General features: G+C 44.0%; 22 protein-coding genes. 13 read left to right on the top strand and 9 right to left on the bottom strand.

The features are described 5' to 3' along the window. Nucleotides 1-159 precede the first annotated feature (159 nt). Nucleotides 160-642, bottom strand: a complete 483-nt coding sequence (locus NI468_RS00485) for a VOC family protein (protein WP_253099241.1) — start codon at nucleotides 640-642, stop codon at nucleotides 160-162. A gap of 431 nt (nucleotides 643-1,073) precedes the next feature. Here NI468_RS00485 and NI468_RS00480 point away from each other — a divergent pair, with 431 nt between their 5' ends. Together NI468_RS00480 and lon are read left to right on the top strand one after the other, a co-directional pair. Then, nucleotides 1,074-1,655 (top strand): 5-formyltetrahydrofolate cyclo-ligase, encoded by a 582-nt coding sequence (locus NI468_RS00480; protein ID WP_005267045.1) that lies wholly within the window; start codon nucleotides 1,074-1,076, stop codon nucleotides 1,653-1,655. A 147-nt stretch (nucleotides 1,656-1,802) separates the two neighbouring features. Beyond that, nucleotides 1,803-4,229: an endopeptidase La gene (gene lon, locus NI468_RS00475; RefSeq protein WP_044111574.1), complete on the top strand. Its 2,427-nt coding sequence runs from the start codon at nucleotides 1,803-1,805 to the stop codon at nucleotides 4,227-4,229. Nucleotides 4,230-4,301: 72 nt separating this feature from the next. On the opposite strand, the gene NI468_RS00470 is transcribed toward lon, so the two are convergent. Then, entirely contained in the window at nucleotides 4,302-5,234 is a 933-nt protein-coding gene (locus NI468_RS00470; protein ID WP_086043997.1) for a M28 family peptidase, read from the bottom strand. A gap of 167 nt (nucleotides 5,235-5,401) precedes the next feature. Here NI468_RS00470 and rlmH point away from each other — a divergent pair, with 167 nt between their 5' ends. The 3 genes from rlmH (at nucleotide 5,402) to NI468_RS00455 (ending at nucleotide 7,673) form a co-directional block, all read left to right on the top strand. Further along, on the top strand, nucleotides 5,402-5,884 hold the full coding sequence (gene rlmH, locus NI468_RS00465) for a 23S rRNA (pseudouridine(1915)-N(3))-methyltransferase RlmH (protein WP_253098999.1): 483 nt from the start codon (nucleotides 5,402-5,404) through the stop codon (nucleotides 5,882-5,884). Nucleotides 5,885-5,995: 111 nt separating this feature from the next. Continuing rightward, nucleotides 5,996-6,772, top strand: a complete 777-nt coding sequence (locus NI468_RS00460) for a DODA-type extradiol aromatic ring-opening family dioxygenase (RefSeq protein ID WP_253098997.1) — start codon at nucleotides 5,996-5,998, stop codon at nucleotides 6,770-6,772. Between the two features lie 127 nt (nucleotides 6,773-6,899). Next, nucleotides 6,900-7,673: an META and DUF4377 domain-containing protein gene (locus NI468_RS00455; protein ID WP_253098996.1), complete on the top strand. Its 774-nt coding sequence runs from the start codon at nucleotides 6,900-6,902 to the stop codon at nucleotides 7,671-7,673. Between the two features lie 70 nt (nucleotides 7,674-7,743). Here the strand turns inward: NI468_RS00455 and gdhA are convergent, their stop codons facing one another. After that, complete coding sequence (gdhA, locus tag NI468_RS00450; protein ID WP_004646331.1) at nucleotides 7,744-9,087, bottom strand: NADP-specific glutamate dehydrogenase; 1,344 nt, start codon at nucleotides 9,085-9,087, stop codon at nucleotides 7,744-7,746. 349 nt (nucleotides 9,088-9,436) lie between these two features. Here gdhA and NI468_RS00445 point away from each other — a divergent pair, with 349 nt between their 5' ends. Then, nucleotides 9,437-10,228 carry an RnfABCDGE type electron transport complex subunit B gene (locus NI468_RS00445; protein WP_253098994.1) on the top strand — a complete coding sequence of 264 codons (792 nt, stop codon included), beginning with the start codon at nucleotides 9,437-9,439 and terminating at the stop codon, nucleotides 10,226-10,228. Nucleotides 10,229-10,231: 3 nt separating this feature from the next. After that, nucleotides 10,232-10,945 (top strand): endonuclease III, encoded by a 714-nt coding sequence (nth, locus tag NI468_RS00440; RefSeq protein ID WP_253098992.1) that lies wholly within the window; start codon nucleotides 10,232-10,234, stop codon nucleotides 10,943-10,945. Nucleotides 10,946-11,061: 116 nt separating this feature from the next. Here nth and NI468_RS00435 read toward each other — a convergent pair whose 3' ends face one another. The 4 genes from NI468_RS00435 to NI468_RS00420 all read right to left on the bottom strand — a co-directional run bounded on the left by NI468_RS00435 (nucleotide 11,062) and on the right by NI468_RS00420 (nucleotide 13,998). Next, a complete protein-coding gene (locus tag NI468_RS00435) occupies nucleotides 11,062-11,274 on the bottom strand; it encodes a hypothetical protein (RefSeq protein WP_004279489.1) in 213 nt (70 codons plus the stop codon). Between the two features lie 88 nt (nucleotides 11,275-11,362). Continuing rightward, complete coding sequence (gene adk / locus NI468_RS00430) at nucleotides 11,363-12,022, bottom strand: adenylate kinase (RefSeq protein WP_004279488.1); 660 nt, start codon at nucleotides 12,020-12,022, stop codon at nucleotides 11,363-11,365. Nucleotides 12,023-12,097: 75 nt separating this feature from the next. Next, the gene (locus NI468_RS00425; RefSeq protein ID WP_004279487.1) at nucleotides 12,098-13,414 is read right to left on the bottom strand and encodes a DUF445 domain-containing protein; all 1,317 of its coding nucleotides are present in this window, start codon (nucleotides 13,412-13,414) and stop codon (nucleotides 12,098-12,100) included. A gap of 65 nt (nucleotides 13,415-13,479) precedes the next feature. Continuing rightward, nucleotides 13,480-13,998, bottom strand: coding sequence for a hypothetical protein (locus NI468_RS00420; RefSeq protein WP_253098991.1), 519 nt, complete (start codon nucleotides 13,996-13,998; stop codon nucleotides 13,480-13,482). Between the two features lie 238 nt (nucleotides 13,999-14,236). Here NI468_RS00420 and mrdA point away from each other — a divergent pair, with 238 nt between their 5' ends. Both mrdA and rsmD read left to right on the top strand, forming a co-directional pair. Next, nucleotides 14,237-16,288, top strand: coding sequence for a penicillin-binding protein 2 (gene mrdA, locus NI468_RS00415; RefSeq protein ID WP_253098990.1), 2,052 nt, complete (start codon nucleotides 14,237-14,239; stop codon nucleotides 16,286-16,288). Nucleotides 16,289-16,290: 2 nt separating this feature from the next. Then, nucleotides 16,291-16,848: a 16S rRNA (guanine(966)-N(2))-methyltransferase RsmD gene (gene rsmD, locus NI468_RS00410; RefSeq protein ID WP_253098988.1), complete on the top strand. Its 558-nt coding sequence runs from the start codon at nucleotides 16,291-16,293 to the stop codon at nucleotides 16,846-16,848. A gap of 87 nt (nucleotides 16,849-16,935) precedes the next feature. On the opposite strand, the gene NI468_RS00405 is transcribed toward rsmD, so the two are convergent. Continuing rightward, entirely contained in the window at nucleotides 16,936-17,148 is a 213-nt protein-coding gene (locus tag NI468_RS00405; RefSeq protein ID WP_005104632.1) for a hypothetical protein, read from the bottom strand. Nucleotides 17,149-17,394: 246 nt separating this feature from the next. Here NI468_RS00405 and NI468_RS00400 point away from each other — a divergent pair, with 246 nt between their 5' ends. From NI468_RS00400 to NI468_RS00390, 3 genes are all read left to right on the top strand, one after another. Further along, the gene (locus NI468_RS00400) at nucleotides 17,395-18,129 is read left to right on the top strand and encodes a sulfite exporter TauE/SafE family protein (RefSeq protein ID WP_253098986.1); all 735 of its coding nucleotides are present in this window, start codon (nucleotides 17,395-17,397) and stop codon (nucleotides 18,127-18,129) included. Between the two features lie 98 nt (nucleotides 18,130-18,227). Then, nucleotides 18,228-18,989 carry a 3-oxoacyl-ACP reductase gene (locus tag NI468_RS00395; RefSeq protein WP_180180368.1) on the top strand — a complete coding sequence of 254 codons (762 nt, stop codon included), beginning with the start codon at nucleotides 18,228-18,230 and terminating at the stop codon, nucleotides 18,987-18,989. Between the two features lie 134 nt (nucleotides 18,990-19,123). Continuing rightward, on the top strand, nucleotides 19,124-19,450 hold the full coding sequence (locus NI468_RS00390) for a hypothetical protein (RefSeq protein WP_004279480.1): 327 nt from the start codon (nucleotides 19,124-19,126) through the stop codon (nucleotides 19,448-19,450). Between the two features lie 71 nt (nucleotides 19,451-19,521). Here the strand turns inward: NI468_RS00390 and NI468_RS00385 are convergent, their stop codons facing one another. Next, nucleotides 19,522-20,070 (bottom strand): 1-acyl-sn-glycerol-3-phosphate acyltransferase, encoded by a 549-nt coding sequence (locus tag NI468_RS00385; protein WP_004730226.1) that lies wholly within the window; start codon nucleotides 20,068-20,070, stop codon nucleotides 19,522-19,524. Nucleotides 20,071-20,433: 363 nt separating this feature from the next. Between NI468_RS00385 and NI468_RS00380 the strand changes: the two genes are divergently transcribed. Next, a complete protein-coding gene (locus NI468_RS00380; protein ID WP_253098984.1) occupies nucleotides 20,434-21,600 on the top strand; it encodes a hypothetical protein in 1,167 nt (388 codons plus the stop codon). The last annotated feature ends 17 nt before the right edge of the window (nucleotides 21,601-21,617 follow it).

Genomic DNA, 21,617 nt, shown 5'->3' with positions numbered 1-21,617 from the left:
TTCAGATCAAGTTGGATTAATCTGTAATTTTTGTAACGTATCCTTATAGAGTTGAGGGATAATTTGAGTTGATCAAAAGAAAGGAGAAGATTTAACTATTGCAGTGAAATTGCGCTACACAGCAATATCAACTGCAATGAAAGACAATATCTTTGGCGCTTAACCACGAAATGCTGCTTCGATCACGGAGATGTCAAGTTTCTTCATGGTCATCATCGCATTAAATGCGCGCTTGGCCGCAGCACGGTCAGGACTGTTACAGGCGTTGATGAGGACCGCTGGCGTAATCTGCCAGGAAATGCCCCACTTGTCCTTGCACCAGCCACACTCACTTTCCTGACCGCCATTGCCCACAATGGCATTCCAGTAGCGATCTGTTTCCTCTTGGTCTTCAGTCGCCACCTGAAATGAAAATGTTTCATTATGCTGAAAACCAGGACCACCGTTCAACCCGATGCAGGCAACGCCCATTACTGTAAATTCGACCGTAATGACATCACCTTCTTTCCCAGAGGGATAATCTCCAGGGGCAAGGTTGATCGCGCCAACTGAGGAGCCTGGAAAGGTTTCTGCATAAAATCGTGCTGCACCTTCGGCATCGTCATCGTACCAAAGGCAGACGGTGTTCTTCGCAATATTCATCATCTTCAATCTCCATTGATTTAGGTCTTACGCGTTCTGCCTAAGTCCAATGTGTCCCATATATCGGTCGAGAATAGTTATATGATCCCTTGTCTATCTTTCACCAAAAACAGAATAAACCTACTTTAGAATTGTATTTTTATTGATCGAAAGCTGTTTCAAAGTGCTTAAACTCATGCATTTCCAGAGTTTGTCACTGAACAATTGATTGCTTGGAAAATCGTGAATCAAAAAAAATAAATTGACCGTTTCAACACATTTTAACAACCAGTGATGCAACTGTTTTTTAACTTTGAAACTGGTGACAAATTAGCTAAATTTAAATCAGCAGATACGGAATAATATAAAATTGCAGCTTACAATTATTTTTTACTTTTCCAGAATTCCCACTTAGACTAGAGCACAAATTTGTTGCATATGCTTTTTGCCCTATGACCATTCAGGAATTAAGAAGATACCTTCGTAAAACGCGTCGTCATCTCTCTAAATTTGAGCAAAGGCAATCCGCACAAAAAGTTCTAAACCGTCTGATCCGCAGTCCAGAATTTATTCATGCCCAACGTATTGGCCTGTATTTGCATGCTTTTGGGGAGATTCAGACCCAGGCGATTATTGAACGCTGCTTTAAACTGGGCAAACAGGTGTATCTACCAGCGATTTGCGACATGAATCAGCAGCTGGTCTGGATCCGGATCACCCAGCACCAATACCATAACAAGCGCTTTGCCCATCATCGGCTGGGTATGCGAGAGCCCATGAGCACCCGTGGTGTACATGTTTCCAAACTGGATTTATTGCTCATGCCACTATTGGCCTGTGATACTTCGGGCACACGGATTGGTATGGGCGGCGGTTTTTATGATCGTACCTTGGCTTCTGCACCTGGGCGTCCATTCCGTCTGGGGCTGGCGCATGACTTTCAACTGCTGGCACAGCCGTTAAAACGTGAAACATGGGATCAGCCCCTTGATGCTTTAATCACCCCGACAGTTTTTATAAAGTTCAAACGTTAATTTTGCAATTTTACCCTTGCTAACTACTTTAAAATCACATAATTAGTCATTTTTCATACAATTTAATCTTAACTGCCCTTGTATTTTTAAAATTACCCATCACTATTAAAAGCATGGCAACACCGTTGTCACTCATTAGGAGTGCTCATGTCTGAAATTATTATGAATCAAGAAACCTTAGAGCCTCAGGTTCCAAGTGTACTACCCCTTTTGGCGTTGCGTGATGTGGTGGTTTATCCGCATATGCAAATTGCGCTGTTTGTCGGTCGTGAAAAATCGATCAATGCAGTTGATGTGGCTCGTAACAGTGACAATCTAGTATTTGTAGTTGCGCAAAAAGATTCGCTTACAGAAGAAATTGATCACGACAATTTATATCAATACGGTACTGTCGCGAAGATTGTGCAAGTTGTGAATCACGAAAATGATGAAAACTGTATTAAAGTCCTGATCGAAGGCCTACACCGTGCCAAGCTGAAAACCATCATTGACGAAACTGAGTATCTGACAGCAGAGCATGAACTCAGCCCAATGACGGTGAGCGTCGATGCAGACACCCAAGCTGTGCGCTTGCAGGAATTACGTGCGCTTTTCGCTCAATATGCAGAAGCGAAACTTCGTAATGCGCGTGAACTGATCACCGCAGCCAACAAAATTGAAGATCTATTACAGTTATTGTTCTTCGTCGCAACCCGTGTTCCATTGAATATTGATGTCAAACAGAAATTCCTGGAACATGACGAATTCGAAGCGCATTTGACTGAGTTGATGACTTATCTATTGCAACAGTCTGAAGAACAACAGATTGAGCAAACCCTGCATGACTCTGTTAAACGTCAGATGGAAAAGAACCAGCGCGAATACTTCCTGAATGAAAAAATGAAAGTCATTCAGCGCGAGCTTTCTGATATGAACGGCGGCGCGGAAGATGATGTCGCTGAAATTGAAAAACGTCTTGCTGAAGCAGATTTGCCTGAGCATGTACGCAAGAAAGCTGAAAACGAGTTCCGCAAGCTGAAAGCGATGCAGCCTGCTTCGAGTGAAGCTGCTGTGGTACGCAACTATCTGGAAGTGATTCTAGATACACCGTGGAATAAAGCCAGCAAAGTCAGCATTAACCTGAACAAAGCACAGGAAATTCTGGATGCAGACCACTATGGTCTGGACGATGTCAAAGATCGCATTGTGGAATATCTGGCAGTTCAGTCTCGTGTGAAAAAATTGCGTGGTCCGATTCTGTGTTTGGTTGGTCCTCCAGGTGTCGGTAAAACTTCACTCGGTGAATCAATTGCTAAAGCAACTGGTCGTGAGTTCGTGCGTATGGCGCTGGGCGGCGTACGTGATGAAGCGGAAATTCGCGGTCACCGTCGTACCTATATCGGTGCGATGCCAGGTAAAATTGTGCAGTCATTGACTAAAGTGGGCGTAAAAAACCCGTTATTCTTGCTCGATGAAATCGACAAGATGGCGCAAGACTACCGTGGCGATCCGGCTTCTGCGATGCTTGAGGTACTTGATCCATCACAGAACAACAAGTTCAGCGATCACTATCTGGATCTTGATCTGGACCTGTCTGAAGTAATGTTTATCTGTACCGCAAACAGCATGAACATTCCTGAGGCGCTGCTGGACCGTATGGAAGTGATTCGTCTTCCGGGTTATACCGAAGAAGAGAAAGTAAATATTGCGGATCGTTACCTTGTTCCTAAAGCAATCAAGAACAATGGTCTACGTGCCAAAGAATTGACCGTGCATGAAGAGGCGATTCGTGACATCGTGCGCCGTTATACCCGTGAAGCCGGTGTTCGTAACCTTGAACGTGAAGTGTCAAAAATTGCACGTAAAGTGGTAAAAGAAGCGGTTAGCAAGAAAGCCAAAAACCTTCAGGTTGAAGTGACCGCAGGAAATCTTCCAGATTACTTGGGTCCACATAAATTTGACTACGGTATGGCGGAAGAAGAAGCGCAAATTGGCCGTGTAAATGGTCTGGCTTGGACTTCTGTCGGCGGTGAATTACTGACCATTGAAGTTGCAGCAGTCCCAGGTAAAGGCAAGTTCATTACCACCGGTTCTCTTGGCGATGTCATGAAAGAATCGATTACCGCTGCGATGACTGTAGTGCGTACCCGTGCGGATGAACTCGGCATCGAAGCCTCGCGCTTTGAAGAAACCGATGTGCATGTGCATTTACCTGAAGGCGCAACACCGAAAGATGGTCCATCGGCAGGTTTGGCTTTGACTACAGCATTGGTATCTGCTTTCACGGGTATCCCGATTCGCCCGGATATCGCGATGACAGGTGAAACCAGTCTGGGCGGTCGTGCGCTGCGTATCGGTGGCTTGAAAGAGAAACTTTTGGCAGCCCATCGTGGTGGCATCAAGCTGGTATTCATTCCACAGGAAAACGTACGTGACCTGGCGGAAATTCCAGAAAATGTCAAAGAAGGTCTAGAAATTAAAGCCGTAAAATCGATTGATGAGATTTTACCGCTGGCACTGACCTCTTTGCCAAAAGCCTTGGTTAAAGCACCAATTGTGAAAACCAAAGAAGAAGCGAAAGCAGCGCGTCATTAAGACTTGATGTTTCGTATAAAAAACCCTGCTTCGGCAGGGTTTTTTATTGAGTTATTGAATAAAACAACTGAATTATGGCTGTAGTGCCATCGTAACCAATCCATCAATCACATGAGTCATCTTGTTCAGATCAAGCTTGTCGAGGGTATCCAATTCGGTATTGTAATAAGGATTACGATAACTCGCAGTATCGGTAATCAGCATGGTCGAATAGTTGAATTTGGCATAATTCAGATAGCCCGAGAAATTCATATCCTGAGCAAAACTTGGGCTGACAAAGCGTTGACATTCCAGACGGTTAAAACGCTGCATGGCATCACAATAATCTCCAGTCAGGCCAGTTGAGGCTAAATGCCCAATGGCTGCAATGAAATTGCCATGTCGTGGATAAATCCATTTTAATCCCACCGGATAGCTCTGCACCTGATGTTCATCAAAATAACCAATCGAATCCAGAATCACCACGCCCTCAATTTTCTGCTTCTGCTTTTTTAAAGACTTGGCATGCATATAACTGCCCATATGTTCTGTCTTGAAAAAAGGCGGCTCTTCAAGCGTATAGAAAGCAAATTCGACATCATGTTTGAGCTTGGATTTTTGCAGGGCCAGTAATCTTGCAGTTTCCAGTAAACCCGCTACCCCTGAGGCATTATTATCAGCACCGTTTCGGGCACTAAAGACATCATAATGTGCCCCCATCACCATCTTGGTTTTGGCTTGAGTATCCAAGCTACAGATGACATTTCGGTAACTCAGGTTATTGACCACATAAACCTGAAACTGGCATGGAATACCAAAGCGCTGCATCTGCCCTTTGATCCAGGCAGATACCCGATTCAGCTCTTTTAGATTTTTATAATTTCGGTATTCATCGACACTCATGATCTGGCTAAAAAATAATTCCAGATGAGAGACCTGAGCATTTTTGCTCGAATTGGCTGCACAGAGACTAGGCCCCATGAGGCCTATCAGTAACAGCAGCACAGTACAACATCCTTTTATCATGACACTGTTCCGCATTTATTATTATTCCATTCCTTTATCAAGCGGATACTTGAACTAAGGACATTAAAGCAACACTAAATCTCTCATTTCAATTTCAATTTGTTTCCCTGCTCAACTTCATGTTGTTTGATCGTTATAATGAGGTATCCAATTATTGATCTGTCTGTATGAAAATCCGTATCCTGACCATTGGTCAAAAAATGCCAGCGTGGGTGCTGACTGGTTTTGAAGATTATTTCAAACGTATTCAGCCTTTTGTACAGACCCAGATTATTGAACTGCCGATGGCCAAGCGCGGGAAAAATGATTCTGAAGCGGATATTCTGAAATACCGCAATATTGAGGGCGACAGCATTTTAAATGCGCTCAAGCAGAATGAAACCCTGATTGCACTAGAAGTGGGCGGACGCGAATTCAGTACCGAAAAACTGGCTGAAACCATGAAAGGCTGGATGCTGGAAGGCAATGATGTAGCACTTGCGATTGGCGGGCCGGATGGTCACTCGGAAGCCGTGCGTAAAGCTGCTGCATGGCACTGGTCACTTTCCAAGTTAACCCTGCCGCATCCACTGGTACGTGTCATGCTGATCGAGCAGCTTTATCGTGCCATGAGCATCAATAACAACCATCCTTATCATCGGGCAAGCTAATGATTTTGCTGAAGCGTTCTTTATATGCAACGTTTTGTTGAATAATATCTCCTGCTCTTATTTCTATTTTTCATGCATTATTGAGGCATCTTTCCAGATGTGGTTTGAATTATGAACTTGCAAACGTTGCCCGGCTTATTTATTTCTCATGGCTCTCCTATGCTGGCGCTAAATCCTGAGCAAGTGGGTCCTGCCTTGCATCGTTTGAGCGAAAATCTGCCACGCCCGGAAGCGATTATTGTGATGTCTGCGCATTGGGAAAGTGATGCGCTGGAAGTGAGTAGCGCAATTCGCCCAGAAACCTGGCATGATTTTCGTGGTTTCCCGCCTGAACTGTATCAATTGCGCTATCCTGCACCGGGAAATTCTGAATTGGCCGAAAAAGTCTTAGGCTTGCTGGCTAATGCCGGTTTTTCTGCACATGCCAACAGTACCCGTCCGCGTGATCATGGGGTATGGATGCCGCTGCTACATATGTATCCAGATGCCAACATTCCCGTGGTAGAAATTTCCTTACCCATGTCGATGAGTGCGGATGAAATTTATCAGATTGGTCAAAGCCTGGCACCTTTACGTGAACAACAAATCCTGCTGATTGGTTCGGGCAGTATTACCCATAACTTACGGGAACTGTCTTGGGATGGAACGGCTGCTGATGTACCCGAATGGGCTTCTGGCTTTCGTAATTTTGTGGTGCATAAACTGACACATAGTGATTATGACGCCGTACTGGACTGGTCCAATATTCCGCATATGGCGCGGAATCATCCAACACTAGAACATTTTGCTCCAATTTTCTTTGCGATGGGCACAGGTCAGCGTTTTAGTCTGGTACATAGCAGTTTCACCATGGGTTCACTCGGCATGGATATTTATCGCTTCGATTAATCTTGCTTCAGCACTAAAATCTTAATGATGGATACATTTTTCAACTTAAAGCTGCGAAATGTATCCATATTTTTTCGCAATACATCCATTATTATTGTTTGAACTTTATATACTTCATTATAAGTCTATGAAATTAAAATTTATTGTGCTGGCATTATTGCCTTTAACTTTTGCAGCCTGTCAGTCCAGCGATATTCAACGAGCTGGAGATCGTGCGGTGGCCATCATCCAACAAAAAAATGCAGATCAGATTCTTCCAACCTATTATTGGGAACTGAATCGTGGACTAGAACGACCAATCGTACTCAGTTTTGATGCTCAAGGCCGGCTGAGCGCCGTGACGGGCTGTAATGGACTCGGGACGACCTGGTCAGTCAAAAACAATATCATCACCACCAGCGAAGTTGTAGGCACTGAAATGGCCTGTGATGCAGCATTGATGGAGCAGGAACGTTTTGTCAGCCAACTTTTACAGAAGCGTGACATTCCTTTTACGCTCAATACCACAGATCCTGACAAGCCGACCCTAACGTTGATGGCCGCAAATGGTCAAACCTATGAATTTATCGGGAAAATGACTCCGGAAATCAAATACCAAGGACAGGCTGAAACAATTTTTCTGGAAATTGCTCCTGACACTAAACCCTGTACCGGCGTGGTCCAACAAAGTTGCTTGCAAGTCAAAGAAGTGAAATATGATCAGAATGGCCTGAAAACTCAGGTGGATAAGGACTGGACTTTATTCTATGACCAGATCGAAGGTTTTCAGCATTCACCAAATGAACGGCAGATTATTCGGGTCAAACGTTTTGAAATTAAGCATCCGGCAGCTGATCAATCGAAATATGCCTATATTTTTGATATGGCGGTTGAGCGTGAATTAGTTAAGGGTGCTCTTTAAGGCTAAAAATACCAGATATAAAAAAACCGGGGCAACAGCCCCGGTTTTTTCAGCTTAGACTAAGTCAGACTTAGAATACGCCTTGAGCAAGCATCGCATCAGCAACTTTTACGAAGCCAGCAATGTTTGCACCGTCTACATAGTTCACAGTACCGTCTTCCTTAGTACCGAATTTTACGCAATTGCGGTGAATTTCTTTCATGATTGCGTGTAAGCGCTCATCAACTTCTTCGAAAGTCCAGCCTAAACGCAATGCGTTTTGAGACATTTCCAGACCAGAAGTTGCCACACCACCTGCATTTGATGCTTTACCTGGCGCATAAAGAATTTTCGCTTCAACGAATTTCTCAACCGCTTCAAGTGTAGAAGGCATGTTCGCGCCTTCAGCTACACAGATTACACCGTTTGCAAGAAGCTGAGCAGCGTCGTCTGCATCCAGTTCGTTTTGAGTCGCACATGGCAATGCGATATCACACTTGATACCCCAAGGACGTTGTCCTTCAAGATATTCGAAACCATGTTTAGATGCGAATTCTGAAATACGGCCACGTTTTACATTTTTAAGTTCCATGACTTCAGCAAGAAGCGCCTCAGTGAAACCGTCTTTAACGTGAACTGTACCGGCAGAGTCAGAAAGTGAAACCACTTTCGCACCGAGGTACATTGCTTTTTCAGCAGCATATTGCGCAACGTTACCAGAACCTGAAATCGCAACGACTTTATCTTTGAAGCTTTCGCCACGAGACTTAAGCATTTCCTCAGCGAAATACACAGTACCGTAACCCGTTGCTTCCGGACGTGCCAATGAACCACCGAAAGTTAAACCTTTACCAGTGAATACACATGCCGTGTCGTTACTTAATTTTTTCATCATGCCGGCCATGTAGCCCACTTCACGACCGCCTACACCAATATCACCTGCAGGGATATCTGTGTTCGCACCAAGGTGACGATACAGCTCGATCATTAAAGCCTGGCAGAAACGCATGATTTCGCCTTCTGATTTGCCTTTAGGGTCAAAATCAGAACCACCTTTACCGCCACCCATAGGAAGTGTGGTTAAAGCATTTTTAAATGTTTGCTCAAAGCCTAAGAATTTTAGGATTGAAAGATTCACTGAAGGGTGGAAACGCATACCACCTTTAAATGGACCGATCGCTGAGTTGTACTGTACGCGGAACGCACGGTTTACTTGAGTCTGACCTTGGTCATCTACCCAAGAAACTCGGAACTGGATCGCACGTTCTGGCTCAACTAGACGTTCTAGTAAACCATGTGCTGCGTATTGTGGGTTCTTTTCAATGAACGGCCACAAACTGGTCATCACTTCTTCTACAGCTTGAAGAAATTCTGGTTGATGTGCATCACGTGATTTTACGTAATCTAGGAACTCATTAAGTGTGTTGTATTTCAACGCTTAATCCTCAGCAGAAAATGGATCAAAATTGGTCAAATTTACAATCAATGTTAAATTTTGGCGCAAAATATTAAATATCTTTTGTAACTAATCTACAATACTTTTTTTGAAAATACTTTAAAATTAATTTGATAACAAATATTTATATTGATTATGAAAATTTTTTCTATGTCAGGAAATGCCAATCGAATCAAGGCTTACATTCAGATTTATGCCTAATAATAAGGCACAAGTTGACCCTTAATTGCGCACGACTTAGGAGTTTAAAAATATGTTAAAATTAATGAATCGACATATTTTGTTTCACTTACTCTCTCATGCTTGCCATGAGTAACGCTGGTTATACATGAATTCGCCCATTTCTCTGGTCCAATCGATTGATGCTTTACTCCCTCAAACCCAATGTGGACTCTGCGGCCATCGTGACGGATGTTTACCTTATGCTCAGTCGATTGCTGAGGGGGAAAATGCCAATAAATGTGTGCCGGGCGGACAGCCTGTTGCCGATGCTTTGGCTGAATTATTAAATCGTCCTAAACTTGTGCCTGAAGAAAGTGTCTGGCCAGTTCAAGCCGATGGTCGTCCTCAGCGCATCAAAGCCGTAATTCGTGAAGATGAATGTATCGGCTGTACCAAATGCATTAGCGCCTGCCCGGTCGATGCGATTATTGGTTCCGGTAAACTGATGCATACAGTGCTCACTGACCTGTGTACCGGCTGTGAGCTTTGTATCCCGCCTTGTCCGGTAGACTGCATCGATCTGGTTGAAGATCAACAACCCTTGCCGACTGAAGCTCAGCGTCTTGCGGAACAGGATGATCTGCGTCAGCGTTACTATGCGCACATCCAGCGTGAAGAAAAACGGCGTACCGATCGTAAGGGACCTGTAGTCCGTGCAGAAATCGATACTGCCCTGTTTACCCGTTTCTCTGCTTTAAATGAGCAACTTCCCGTGATTGAAGTCGCGAGCAAGCCAGAGAATGCACCTGTAGCCCTCGATTCCAAGACCACGATTGAACTGGCAAAACTACGTACCCAAATTAAAAAACTGGAAAAACAACTTTCGGTTCGTGAAGATGCCCGAAAACGTACCCAACTGGAAGAACTGACACAGCAATTACAGGCTTTACAGGGATAGAACATGACAACAGCAAAGGCCAAGCCTGTTAAAAACATGACCAAAAAGCAGATTCAGACCTTTTTTGAACGTCTGCGTGAACAGCGACCCAATCCAAAAACCGAGCTGAATTATGCGAATCCCTTTGAATTGCTGGTCGCGGTCACGCTCTCTGCTCAAGCTACCGATGTCAGTGTCAATAAAGCCACAGACAAACTCTTTCCCGTCGCCAATACACCGGAAGCCATTTATGCCCTAGGTGTGGATGGCTTGAAGGAATATATCAAGACCATTGGTTTATATAACTCGAAAGCGGTCAACGTGATTAAAGCCTGTGAGATGCTGATTCAGAAGCACAACAGCATCGTACCGGACAATCGTGCAGACTTAGAAGCCCTGCCGGGTGTAGGTCGTAAAACGGCGAATGTGGTACTGAATACGGCCTTTGGTCAGCCGACCATGGCGGTTGATACCCATATTTTCCGGGTAGGTAACCGTACCGGACTAGCGGTTGGCAAAAATGTGTGGGAAGTTGAACACCGTCTGGTCAAAGTCATTCCCAAGGAATTTATCATTGATTCACATCACTGGCTGATTTTACACGGTCGTTATACGTGTATTGCGCGCAAACCGAAATGTCATGAATGTGTAGTATCCGATGTGTGTAACTGGCCGGATCGGTTTGAATTTGGTGCAGCCCGCCAAATTGCAGTGAAAAATATTGAGCTTGCTGAATAGAACGGCGTGATCAAGCTGGGATAAAAATAGGTGACCAATGTGTCACCTTTTTATCGACTATGAGAAGAGTGCTTTTCGTTCAAACCAAATTCTTAGCTGAGCTGAACTATTATGGATTATTTATCCTGATCTTGTTCAGCCTTTTCCTGCTGCTTGCGCTGTTCAAGTTCGGCTTGTAATTTTGGATGGAGCTGGCGCTCAGGTCGCTTTGCTGCATTTTCAGCACGTTCTTCCTGACGTACTTTGTTGAGCATTTTAAAACTGAAATAGAACAGACCTACCAATACTGCCAGAAAGACTACCATCAACACCAATACGCCAAATTTCATAGCAACAAGTACCCTGTTCAAATACGCAATAAAAAAGAGCCCTAATATGACTTAGGGCTCTCCGATTGTCAAAATCATCGTCAGCCGATTATTTTGCCTGATCCAGAATCGCGAAAAGATCAGTTTGAACTTCATCGATTGGACGTAAACCATTTAGCTTGTCATAAGTTGGTGCATTTTCACCAGACGCTGCACGGCCTTGGTAGAAACCAACCAGTTGCTCGGTTTCAGTATGGTAAGAACCTAGACGCTTACGAATGGTTGCTTCCTGGTCATCAGGACGTTGAACCAGATCTTCACCCGTTTCGTCATCTTTACCTTCCACTTTTGGCGGGTTGTAAACGATGTGATAGACACGGCCAGATGCAGGATGCTGACGACGGCCAGAAAGACGTTGTACGATTTCTTCATCTGGTACATCAATTTCAATCACGTGATCAATTGCAATGCCTTCTTTTTCCAAGGCTTCTGCTTGAGGAATGGTACGCGGGAAACCATCAAAAATGCAGCCGTTTACACAGTCAGGTTGCGCAATGCGCTCTTTCACCAGACCAATGATCAACTCATCAGAAACCAAACCGCCATTGTCCATGACACTTTTAGCTTGTAGACCTAATTCAGTTCCTTCACGAATTGCAGCACGGAGCATATCACCGGTTGAAATTTGTGGGATATTGTAGCGCTTACAGATCAACTGAGCTTGTGTACCTTTACCTGCTCCAGGTGGTCCGAGTAAGATAATGCGCATATATAAACATCCTCATTTAAACAATATGTATGACGCCACGACCACAATCACCCGATTGTGTCCCCCGGCATCTCATTATAAGAAAGCCACAAACAAATGGATTAAACCCGCGACAAAACCGGTTACCCCACCCAATAAAATCAGAATCCATTCATCTTCCTGAAATGCAGGACGTAAAAGATTCTGAAACTCCTTCGGAGTCAACTCACGTATGCGGTCTCTAAACATTTGATAGATTTTCTGTGCACGGCTCGCATTAAATGCTGGGTCGCATACAGGTACCATCGTAATTTCAATCGAGCGATCGATCAAGTCCGTCTTGAGTTTTGCATACTCTTTTGGTCCTAAAGACAGCTGTAAAGAGGTCCGAACCAGGGGTGTTTCCATAATTTCATTAATATGACGTTTGATAATGCGGCGGGTTTTGTCTTTTCTGCCGCCATACATCATCTCGGTCATGATCGATTTTAACGTAATCAGGTCTTCTGTGACTACACTTGCGAAGACGTCAGAGACTTCATCCTGACGTTTCATAAATGCGCCTTGTATGTTATAGGTGCCGATACGAGGAATCACCGGCTTAATCCACGGAAACTTGCGATTTGTGGTACGGGCAAAGAATTGCGGGTACTTTACTGGGTGTGGATAAAGCGGGTTGAATACCATCCAGATCGCGATCCAGTTGGTCAAAAAGCCCCAGATCGCAGCCCAGAACGGTACAGTCCAGTGCCACGGCACTACAAACCAGACAATCATCTGGAAAATCCCAAAGAACATCCCGATGAGGGCACTGATATGCCAGATAAAATTGATCTCTTTTTGACCCACCTTCAGGAACATACGCACCATCAAGCGACGGTCGCCTTCCATCTGGCTCACTACCATTTCACGCATATCTACAAGTGACTCGACGTTCATGGTCAGCTCAGTCACTAATTCACGCAAAATTGCCGGCATTTGTTTTTGTGCTTGTGCATAAATTCTGCGCTTAATAGCAAAAGGTAGGTTTTCCCAGAGCACCGCATTGCGATCCATCATCACTTCATCAATCAGGTGTTCCAGTTCGAAACCGACCTGCTCGCCAATGATGCGTGCCATATCATCCGGATCCATCGCCTGTAAAAATTCGCGGATAGAGCCTAATTTTGACAGTGTGTTATCGGTAATAATGCCTGAAATACGTCCAGCTTTGCGTGGCACAATCCCTTGCCAGCCCACAGGTAAAGGCCCGAGATGGAAACCCCAAAAATTGATCGGATAAAAGACCATTTTCAGCGCCATCCAGACGTGAGCCCAGGTTACAAATGCAGTCACTGGAATAATGCTGAGCACGGCCCAAAAATCCGGGCGGTTTACAAAGGTTTGCCACAACTCGTTGACGTACTCAAGCATGCATAACTTCCATATTTAATTTTTTGTTCACAGAATACACATATTAATAAGGTCGAATATTTTGTCTATAAACCGATACTTAAAGTATAGGAAAATTGTAGCCGGGGTTCTGTTTCAGCCACAGCACGACCATTTCGGTCTTCGAGTTTCTCTCCGGCACCGATCCCGATACTAAAACTGCTGATCCGTTCTGAACTAAGCAAAACATAGGCCAAATCAACGCCAGCACCTAAACGGCCTTCATACTCGCCATCAACCTGTTTGCTGTCGATATGACCGGCATAAACCCCGACATAATAACCATTTTTGTCTTTGCCGGTGAGATGTGCAGGATAACGAAAGCCTGCCTGGCCGCCAATCGTACGATCATCATCCAGAAAAACGCCACCTTTCACATAAGCAATCCCATAAGGGTTCACCCATTCAGTATTTAAATGCAGTAATTTCTGGGTAAAACCTACACCCACGTTAAAGGCTTTTGCCTGAGCAGGCTCTATTTTATTTGTAGTAGTACTTATTTGATCATGTGCATAAGCCCCGTTCGCCCACAATGCAAACGCTAACAAAGGGTAAACCTTGTTCATTCCTTCACCATCTTCCTTAATTATAGTTTTTGGTATAGTCCTATTTTTATTAGATTTTACTCTAGCAGAATTATCACAACTCTTATATACAGCACTTTACAATTTTAATGTCTGCAAAGTCAAAGCTTAAAGGAACTGATTGCAAGGGCAGTTTTTCATTATCAAATCAAGTGCAGTTGCGTTAGAATACTCCACTTTGATTCTTTTCTACCACTCTCAGGTCTTAAGTCGATCGCGTATGAAGCAGCACTTTCCTTTAAAAAATGCACAACAAGAAAAGCGCATCTATCGCAGTCGAGTCTTGATTTCCATGGGGATTGTCATTTTCTTCATGCTGCTGCTAGTCAGCCGCTATGCCTATTTGCAACTGTTCAACTTTGAAAGCTTTACTACAGCTTCTGATGAGAACCGGATTCGTCTGCAACCCTTGCCTCCAGCACGCGGTTATATTTATGACCGTAACGGCGTTCTGCTGGCCGATAATTATCCAGTATTTACTGCCACTTTAAGTCGTGCCGACGTACAGGATATCGATCAAACGCTCGAACGCCTAAAACCGATTCTGGAATTGACCGAAGAAGATCTTGAACGCTTTCAAACCCGGATTAAAACAGCGCGTAAAACCGAACGGGTTTCAATCAAGCTCAACCTGAATGAAAATGATATTGCCCGTTTCAGTGAAGTGAAATATCAGTTTCCGGGCGTAAATATTGAAACCCAGATGACTCGCTATTATCCACATGGCGACCTGTTTGCACATGTGATTGGCTATGTCGGTCGTATTAATGACAAAGAACTGAAAGCCATTGATAAGGATCTCTATGCCGGAACCAACCTGATTGGAAAAATCGGGGTGGAAAAATCCTATGAAGAACTTTTACATGGTATGCCGGGAAATGAATCGGTAGAAGCAGATGCCTTTGGTAATGTGCTGCGTCATTTGGGCCGTAAAGATCCGGTGCGTGGTAATGATCTGTTCCTGTCACTGGATTACGGTTTACAGGTAGTCGCTTCGGAGCAACTGGCTGGGCGTCGTGGCGCGATTGTGGCGATGAATCCTAAAACCGGAGAAATTCTGGCGCTGGTCTCCAGTCCAAGTTTTAACCCAAATCTGTTTGTGACCGGGATCAGCACCAAAGATTATTCATTCCTGCGCGATAATCTGGATCAACCTTTATATAACCGTGCGGTACAAGGGGTTTATCCACCTGGCTCCACCATCAAGCCAATGTTTGCGCTCGGTGGTCTGCATCATGGTCTGGTCGACTGGGATACCACTATTTCCGATCCGGGTTATTTCAGCCTGCCGGGAGACAGTCACCGTTTCCGTGACCATAAAAAATCCGGACATGGCGCAGTAAACATGCATAAGGCCCAAGTCGTCTCCTGTGATACTTATTTCTATGTCATGTCCTACCGTATGGGTATTGAAAAAATGAATACCTGGATGCGTCAGTTTGGCTTTGGTGAAAAAACCGGCGTGGACTTACCAAGTGAAAGCTCAGGACTGTATCCAAACCCGGAATGGAAAATGCGTACCCGCAAGGCCAAATGGTCACGTGGTGAAACCATTTCTGTCAGTATTGGTCAGGGTGCTTTTACTTCAACGCCATTGCAGCTGGCTATGGCCACAGCCATTACCGCCAACCATGGCAATAAAGTCATTCCCCATGTTCTGCGCGAAAGTCGCGGTGCCAAACCGTTCAAGGTGCATAATGGCACGCATGGCAAGATCGATTTTAATGGTCAGGAAGAAGACTGGATCAAAATGCGTGATGCGATGGTGGACGTAATTCAATCCGGTACAGGCCGAGGCATCAAAAGCGGCTTACAATATTCTATTGCCGGAAAAACCGGTACGGCACAGGTAAAAAGTATTGCTCAGGGCAAGCGCTATAATGAATCCTTATTGACTGACCGTCAGCTGGATCATGGTCTGTTTGTCGGTTTTGCACCTGCTGAAAATCCTGAAATCGCGATTGCGGTTATTCTGGAAAATGGTCGCGGTGGTAGTGCCGCAACGGCTCTGGCCCGTCCAATTTTTGATTACTGGTTACTGCATAAAGATAAAAATCCGGTACGCCCACAAGGCCACCAATTAAGTGGTGGTCTGATGACGGCCGGAATCAAGCCAGCTGAATTGCCAAGTGGTGCAGGCATGTTGAGTCAGGATGCAGCATCTAGTGCCGTTCCAGCCAGTGACCAGCCCGACAATGCTGCTCCGACTTCTGCAAATACGGCTGCATCTCCCGCAGCAACACCTGCTCCGACACCGGTAGAGCGAGATTAAAGATGAAAAACCAGCTTCGAATTATTGGTGGTGACTGGAAACGCCGCCAACTGCCTTTTGCCAGCATTGAGGGTTTGCGCCCGACGCCTGACCGTGTTCGGGAAACACTGTTTAATTGGCTGATGTGGGATGTACAAAATGCCCAGGTGTTGGATATTTGTGCCGGTTCTGGGGCATTGGCGTTTGAGGCATTATCGCGTGGTGCTGTATCAGTGGTGATGATTGAGCCGGATCGTACTCAGGCACAATTTCTGACCCAAAATCTGGAACTTTTAAAAGTCACCAAAGCACGTGCACAGTTAAAAGTGGCTACGGCGCAGCAAGCTTTGTCTACCCTTCAGGCACAGTTTGATCTGGTTTTTCTAGATCCGCCATATAGCCTGGATTTATGGGAAGAACTAGCGCTAAAGGCAGATCCTCTGATCAAGGACAATGCCTATATTTATGTAGAAGCAGATCGTGATTTACAATTACTTAAATTACCGTCCTCATGGCGTTTAATTAAAAATACCAAAGCCGGTACAGTTCGTGCGGGGCTTTATCAAAAAAGTATTTCTTGATTTAAATTGTTTTGAAGAGCCATTAAAAAAGGATTCCTCAGTGGAATCCTTTTTGTCATTGTAGTCAGTCAAATTTAAAGACTGTGATTAACGATCACGGCGCCAGTCGCGGTTATCTCGGTCACGTTTCCAATCCCGATGATCTTTATGATCCTTATTTTTCCAGTCATGATCTCTGTGGTCTCGATCATAATGTCCATTACGATCTCTGTTGCCACGATAATCATCATCCCAAGGATCAACCACACAACCGGTTAATGACACAGCCAATACAGAAAGTAATATCACTTTTTTCATCATGTCCATCACCTCTTACTGCACTCTGTCAGTATCAGGCGAGTTCATGGAGAGTGAACGGAGCCATTGTTGCACTCTTGTAGAGATTTATGCATGTTTTATGCATGGCCGTAAACCTCTTTTTTCTTAATTAGCATTCATGCTTTTATGAGAATTTGAACTTTCATTTGCATAAATCCAGCTAAATGGAAGCTTGGCTTTTGTTTAAATCTTGAGAATACTGCTGCCTTTGCTTATGACCTGATCTTTATGACTTGGCTGTTATTTATTCTTGGTGCAATGGTCGCAGGTTTTGTCCAGGGGCTGACCGGCTTTGCCTTTGCCCTGATCGCCATGTCTTTCTGGGTCTGGGTGCTGCCTCCGCAACTGGCCGCGCCCTTGCTGGTATTTGCCTCGATCTGGAGTCATGTGATTTCACTCAGTCAGGAAAAAAAGCAGCTAGTTTTATCCAGGCAGTTGGTGCTGCCTTATCTGATTGCTGGTCTGATTGGCGTGCCGCTGGGTACTTATCTGTTGCAGATCATTCAAGCAGATACCTTTAAGATGATCTTGGGATTTTTTCTGGTACTGTGGTGTCCGGTGATGCTATTCAATCCGCAATTCAAAACAATTCAGCATTCAGGAAAATTGACTGATAGCTGCATCGGTTTTATTGGCGGAATTTTAGGAGGACTGGGCGGTTTTTGCGGTGCCATTCCTTCGGCCTGGGTGATGTTAAAACAATTACCCAAAACCCAGCAGCGCTATATTTTACGGCACTTTAATTTTGTAATTCAGCTCTTCACGCTGGGTACGTATCTATGGCAAGGCCTGATCAATCAAAGCCATTTACCCTATATGGCCTTGCTGATTGTTTTTGTGAATATTCCGGCAATTTTAGGCGCAAAACTATTTTATAAAATTTCGGAATTACTGTTCAAACGCATGATCTTAAGTTTACTCTTGAGCGCAGGCTGTTTTCTATTAGCGCCCCAATTCATTTAAACACAAGATCAAGCCGAGTCTGTCTTCCCCGCCAAAGCTTGAATCCGGTGAAATAACTGCTATGTTAAGGCCAATCTTTCACAATATAGATCATCATTATGCAAATTCGTGATCAGATTGTTCTTGTTACGGGCGGTGCGCGTGGTTTGGGTTTGGCCATTACTCAAGCTTTACTGGCTGAGGGTGCGCGCGTGGTCGTCAATTATCATAGCAGTCAGCAGCAAGCTGAACAGCTGGCCCAGCAACATCCAGACCAAGTCTTTATTTATCAGGCAGATGTGACCCAAGTTGATCAGGTCCGCGCTTTATTTGCCGCAGCTAAAACCCATTTCGGGGAAGCGATTCATGCTGTAATCAATAACGCACTGATTCAATTTGAATTTAATGGTGATGCACGCCCTAAAGTAGAAACGCTGACTTGGGATATGTTGCAACGGCAATTTAGCGGTGCAGTACAGGCTGCCTTAAATACTACACAAGCCGCACTGGATGATATGAAACAGGCAGGGTTTGGCCGGATCGTGAATATTGGTACAAACCTGGTGCAAAATCCGGTGGTTCCTTATCATGACTATACCACCGCCAAAGCTGCATTATTGGCCTTTACCCGCACCACGGCGCAGGACTTGGGACAATATGGCATCAATGTGAATATGCTCTCTGGTGGCCTGTTACAAACCACGGATGCCAGTAAGGCCACACCTGACATTGTCTTTGACCTGATTGCTCAATCGACGCCTTTACGCCGCGTAATTACACCAGAAGAATTTGCTGCTGCAATCCTGATGTTTTTGTCACCTTATTCACGTGCCGTCACAGGACAAAACCTGATTGTAGATGGCGGGCTGGTCAAAGGTTAAATGTTTAGAGAATGGACTTGAATTTTCAAATTCTGTTGTTCTATTTTTTAACCATTTGGTAGATTAAAAAGGTTTTGTGACCGGGTTTTACTTCTACAATAGTGCGCTCCCATAAAGCCTTTAGTCTACTTTCCATGAAATTTATCACGACATTGCTCAGTACCTTGCTACTGGCAGGTTGTATGTCCAGCGATTTGAAAAAATCAGAACAATTACTGCAAAATTTCCATTGTGCCAAGGTAGATACCGCCCAAATGCCACATAGCAGTATGACCGACTATTATCAGCAGATGTTGTATGGCAGCAAATCCAAAGTCGAGTCTTATATCAAACAGTATCATCAAGGTGAAGAGCTGTTTGACCTGCCACTGCATGAAGTGGTGGAGCAACAATATGATCTTTATAAAGATGCCTGCCAAAATCTGGGTGGAATTTTACCCGCTTCTGAACATGCCTCTTAAGTCTGTCAATCTTCATGATGATTAGGCAATAAAAAAGCAGGAGAATTTTCCTGCTTTTTTTCAACTCAATTTTAATTCTGATAATAGCGCTGATCTACGCTGAAGCATTCAGGGAATTTTGGCTGAATCTCTGCATAAAATGCCATGATTTCTGCCATGTCTTTTTCATAATCCCCTGTCGGATAAACAATTTTACCTACACCAGTTTTCTTCTTCTCATAATCCATATAGGCCAATGCAATCGGCACACCTGCATTAATCGCGACATGATAAAAACCTGTCTTCCACTGTTCCTGTTTAGCACGAGTCGCTTCTGGCGTGACCAGCATCACCAGTTTAGGATGGGTCTTGAATAATTCCGTCATCACCTGAACCATACTCGGACGAGGCTCCCCCGGCTGTTTAGGACGGCGATCGATCCCGATACCGCCCATAGCACGTACAAAAGGTCCAAATGGCAATTTCATATAACTGTCTTTAATGGTTAAGCGAACATTCACACCCAATGCTTTTAAGGCCAGTCGCGCATACAGTGCATCCCAATTACTGGTATGAGGAGCAGCAATCATGACACATTGGTCTAAATCTAGGGGCCAATGGTTATCAATTTCCCAACCCATCAGCCTCAGGCTTTGTTCTGCTAACTTCTCAAACACGTCACGCACCAATTCTATTCAAAATTGCGCGAATTTTAGCAACCTCGGCAAATATAGATAGTGCTCTATGATCAATAAATAAACAGTTAATCTATATTTGTATAATTAGAATTTTTAAATGAATAGTTGATTATTTTTGCCACCTTTCAACTTATCTCATACATCAATTTACGGATAGTTAAGATTGCTTCCCAATATAAATAGGAATTTCTTTCTAATTTAAAGGATTCATGCATTAAAAAGCTCTTAACCTCCTCATTTTGGGATATGGCAAATATAAGGGTCTTTTTATACTGAATCCACATTATAAATTTCAGGAAGATTCTAATGAAAAAGACTTTACTTTATATTGCTTTAGCAGGGTTACTTAGTGCCTGTGGTGGTTCGGATGATAATGCCAGTACACCTCCAGCAAACAATGTTGGCACCCAAACCGGCGTACTGACGGACGGAATCATTTCAGGGGTGACCTATATCACCAGTAGTGGTGCAACAGGAGTTACCAACGAAAAAGGAGAATTTAAATTTAATGATGATGAAAAAGTAAAATTCTTTATTGGGGGTGTACAACTCGGTGATGAAATTGAAGCAAAGGAGCGTATCACACCATTAGATTTAGTCGAAAGTGAAAATGCGCGTATCAACCTTATGGTTTTTTTACAATCCTTAGATGGAAAAGGTGATCATAGCGATGGCATTCAGATTAGTGATGACACTAAAACAGCCTTCACTGCTGTAAAGCTTAATTTTAACCAAAGTACCACCGACTTCGTAAATGAAGTTGTCACCAAAACAGCCATCACACCAGATCAGTTGATAACACCAGAAAAAGCTTCAGAAAACTTCCAAGCGACCTTCTACAAAGATATTGCCGGTACGTGGGAGATTAACCGTACCGATAACACTGCTGTGTTGATTCACATTCTGGAAGATGGACGCTATGCACTAGGTGAAGCAGAAGCAAAAGATGAGAGTGGTCAAGCAGGCATTGAAATGGGCCGCTTAAAATGGAATGCAACAACAACCGTGATTGAACCGGAAATCCTACATGACACCAATGGTGAATGGGGACTTTCACATCCTGCCGAGAATAAACCTTATTCTTTAAACTTTAATGGAACTCAATTAATTCTTACTGAACCCGGCGTTAGTACTGAATACCGTTTAAATCGAGTTAAGCAGTCTAATAGTCTCGTCGGCACGTGGCGACTCAATGAAACGCACCTATTTGCTTTCTTTGATAACAACTATTATTTCTTCCTAGACACTGAAGGTGGAGATGACTGTGGTTGGCCAGGAATTGAATATGGCAAATATACATTGTCAGCAAATACTCTCACCACAACCGAGGTATTATTCGATACCAACGAGTGTGGTGGATTACAAGATAGTTCAAATGGCAGCAAGACAATTGCAAGCATCAATATATCTAACAACAATCTTATCTTACATCCGCAAGGTGAAGATCCTGTAACTTTACAACGTGTTAAATAACCCATATAAACCGGCTT

Origin of the sequence: Acinetobacter lwoffii (assembly GCF_024129355.1) — a bacterium.
GTDB lineage: Bacteria > Pseudomonadota > Gammaproteobacteria > Pseudomonadales > Moraxellaceae > Acinetobacter > Acinetobacter lwoffii_I.
Note: the sequence above shows the minus strand (reverse complement) of the source record. Positions and strands in the feature narration are given on the sequence as shown.

Excerpts from the sequence above, each read along its gene's own strand:
- NI468_RS00485 (WP_253099241.1), bottom strand. The coding sequence starts at position 642 with ATGAATATTGCGAAGAACACCGTCTGCCTTTGGTACGATGACGATGCC.
- NI468_RS00480 (WP_005267045.1), top strand. The coding sequence starts at position 1,074 with ATGACCATTCAGGAATTAAGAAGATACCTTCGTAAAACGCGTCGTCAT.
- lon (WP_044111574.1), top strand. The coding sequence starts at position 1,803 with ATGTCTGAAATTATTATGAATCAAGAAACCTTAGAGCCTCAGGTTCCA.
- NI468_RS00470 (WP_086043997.1), bottom strand. The coding sequence starts at position 5,234 with ATGATAAAAGGATGTTGTACTGTGCTGCTGTTACTGATAGGCCTCATG.
- rlmH (WP_253098999.1), top strand. The coding sequence starts at position 5,402 with ATGAAAATCCGTATCCTGACCATTGGTCAAAAAATGCCAGCGTGGGTG.
- NI468_RS00460 (WP_253098997.1), top strand. The coding sequence starts at position 5,996 with ATGAACTTGCAAACGTTGCCCGGCTTATTTATTTCTCATGGCTCTCCT.
- NI468_RS00455 (WP_253098996.1), top strand. The coding sequence starts at position 6,900 with ATGAAATTAAAATTTATTGTGCTGGCATTATTGCCTTTAACTTTTGCA.
- NI468_RS00445 (WP_253098994.1), top strand. The coding sequence starts at position 9,437 with ATGAATTCGCCCATTTCTCTGGTCCAATCGATTGATGCTTTACTCCCT.
- nth (WP_253098992.1), top strand. The coding sequence starts at position 10,232 with ATGACAACAGCAAAGGCCAAGCCTGTTAAAAACATGACCAAAAAGCAG.
- NI468_RS00435 (WP_004279489.1), bottom strand. The coding sequence starts at position 11,274 with ATGAAATTTGGCGTATTGGTGTTGATGGTAGTCTTTCTGGCAGTATTG.
- adk (WP_004279488.1), bottom strand. The coding sequence starts at position 12,022 with ATGCGCATTATCTTACTCGGACCACCTGGAGCAGGTAAAGGTACACAA.
- NI468_RS00425 (WP_004279487.1), bottom strand. The coding sequence starts at position 13,414 with ATGCTTGAGTACGTCAACGAGTTGTGGCAAACCTTTGTAAACCGCCCG.
- NI468_RS00420 (WP_253098991.1), bottom strand. The coding sequence starts at position 13,998 with ATGAACAAGGTTTACCCTTTGTTAGCGTTTGCATTGTGGGCGAACGGG.
- mrdA (WP_253098990.1), top strand. The coding sequence starts at position 14,237 with ATGAAGCAGCACTTTCCTTTAAAAAATGCACAACAAGAAAAGCGCATC.
- rsmD (WP_253098988.1), top strand. The coding sequence starts at position 16,291 with ATGAAAAACCAGCTTCGAATTATTGGTGGTGACTGGAAACGCCGCCAA.
- NI468_RS00405 (WP_005104632.1), bottom strand. The coding sequence starts at position 17,148 with ATGATGAAAAAAGTGATATTACTTTCTGTATTGGCTGTGTCATTAACC.
- NI468_RS00400 (WP_253098986.1), top strand. The coding sequence starts at position 17,395 with ATGACTTGGCTGTTATTTATTCTTGGTGCAATGGTCGCAGGTTTTGTC.
- NI468_RS00395 (WP_180180368.1), top strand. The coding sequence starts at position 18,228 with ATGCAAATTCGTGATCAGATTGTTCTTGTTACGGGCGGTGCGCGTGGT.
- NI468_RS00390 (WP_004279480.1), top strand. The coding sequence starts at position 19,124 with ATGAAATTTATCACGACATTGCTCAGTACCTTGCTACTGGCAGGTTGT.
- NI468_RS00385 (WP_004730226.1), bottom strand. The coding sequence starts at position 20,070 with ATGGGTTGGGAAATTGATAACCATTGGCCCCTAGATTTAGACCAATGT.
- NI468_RS00380 (WP_253098984.1), top strand. The coding sequence starts at position 20,434 with ATGAAAAAGACTTTACTTTATATTGCTTTAGCAGGGTTACTTAGTGCC.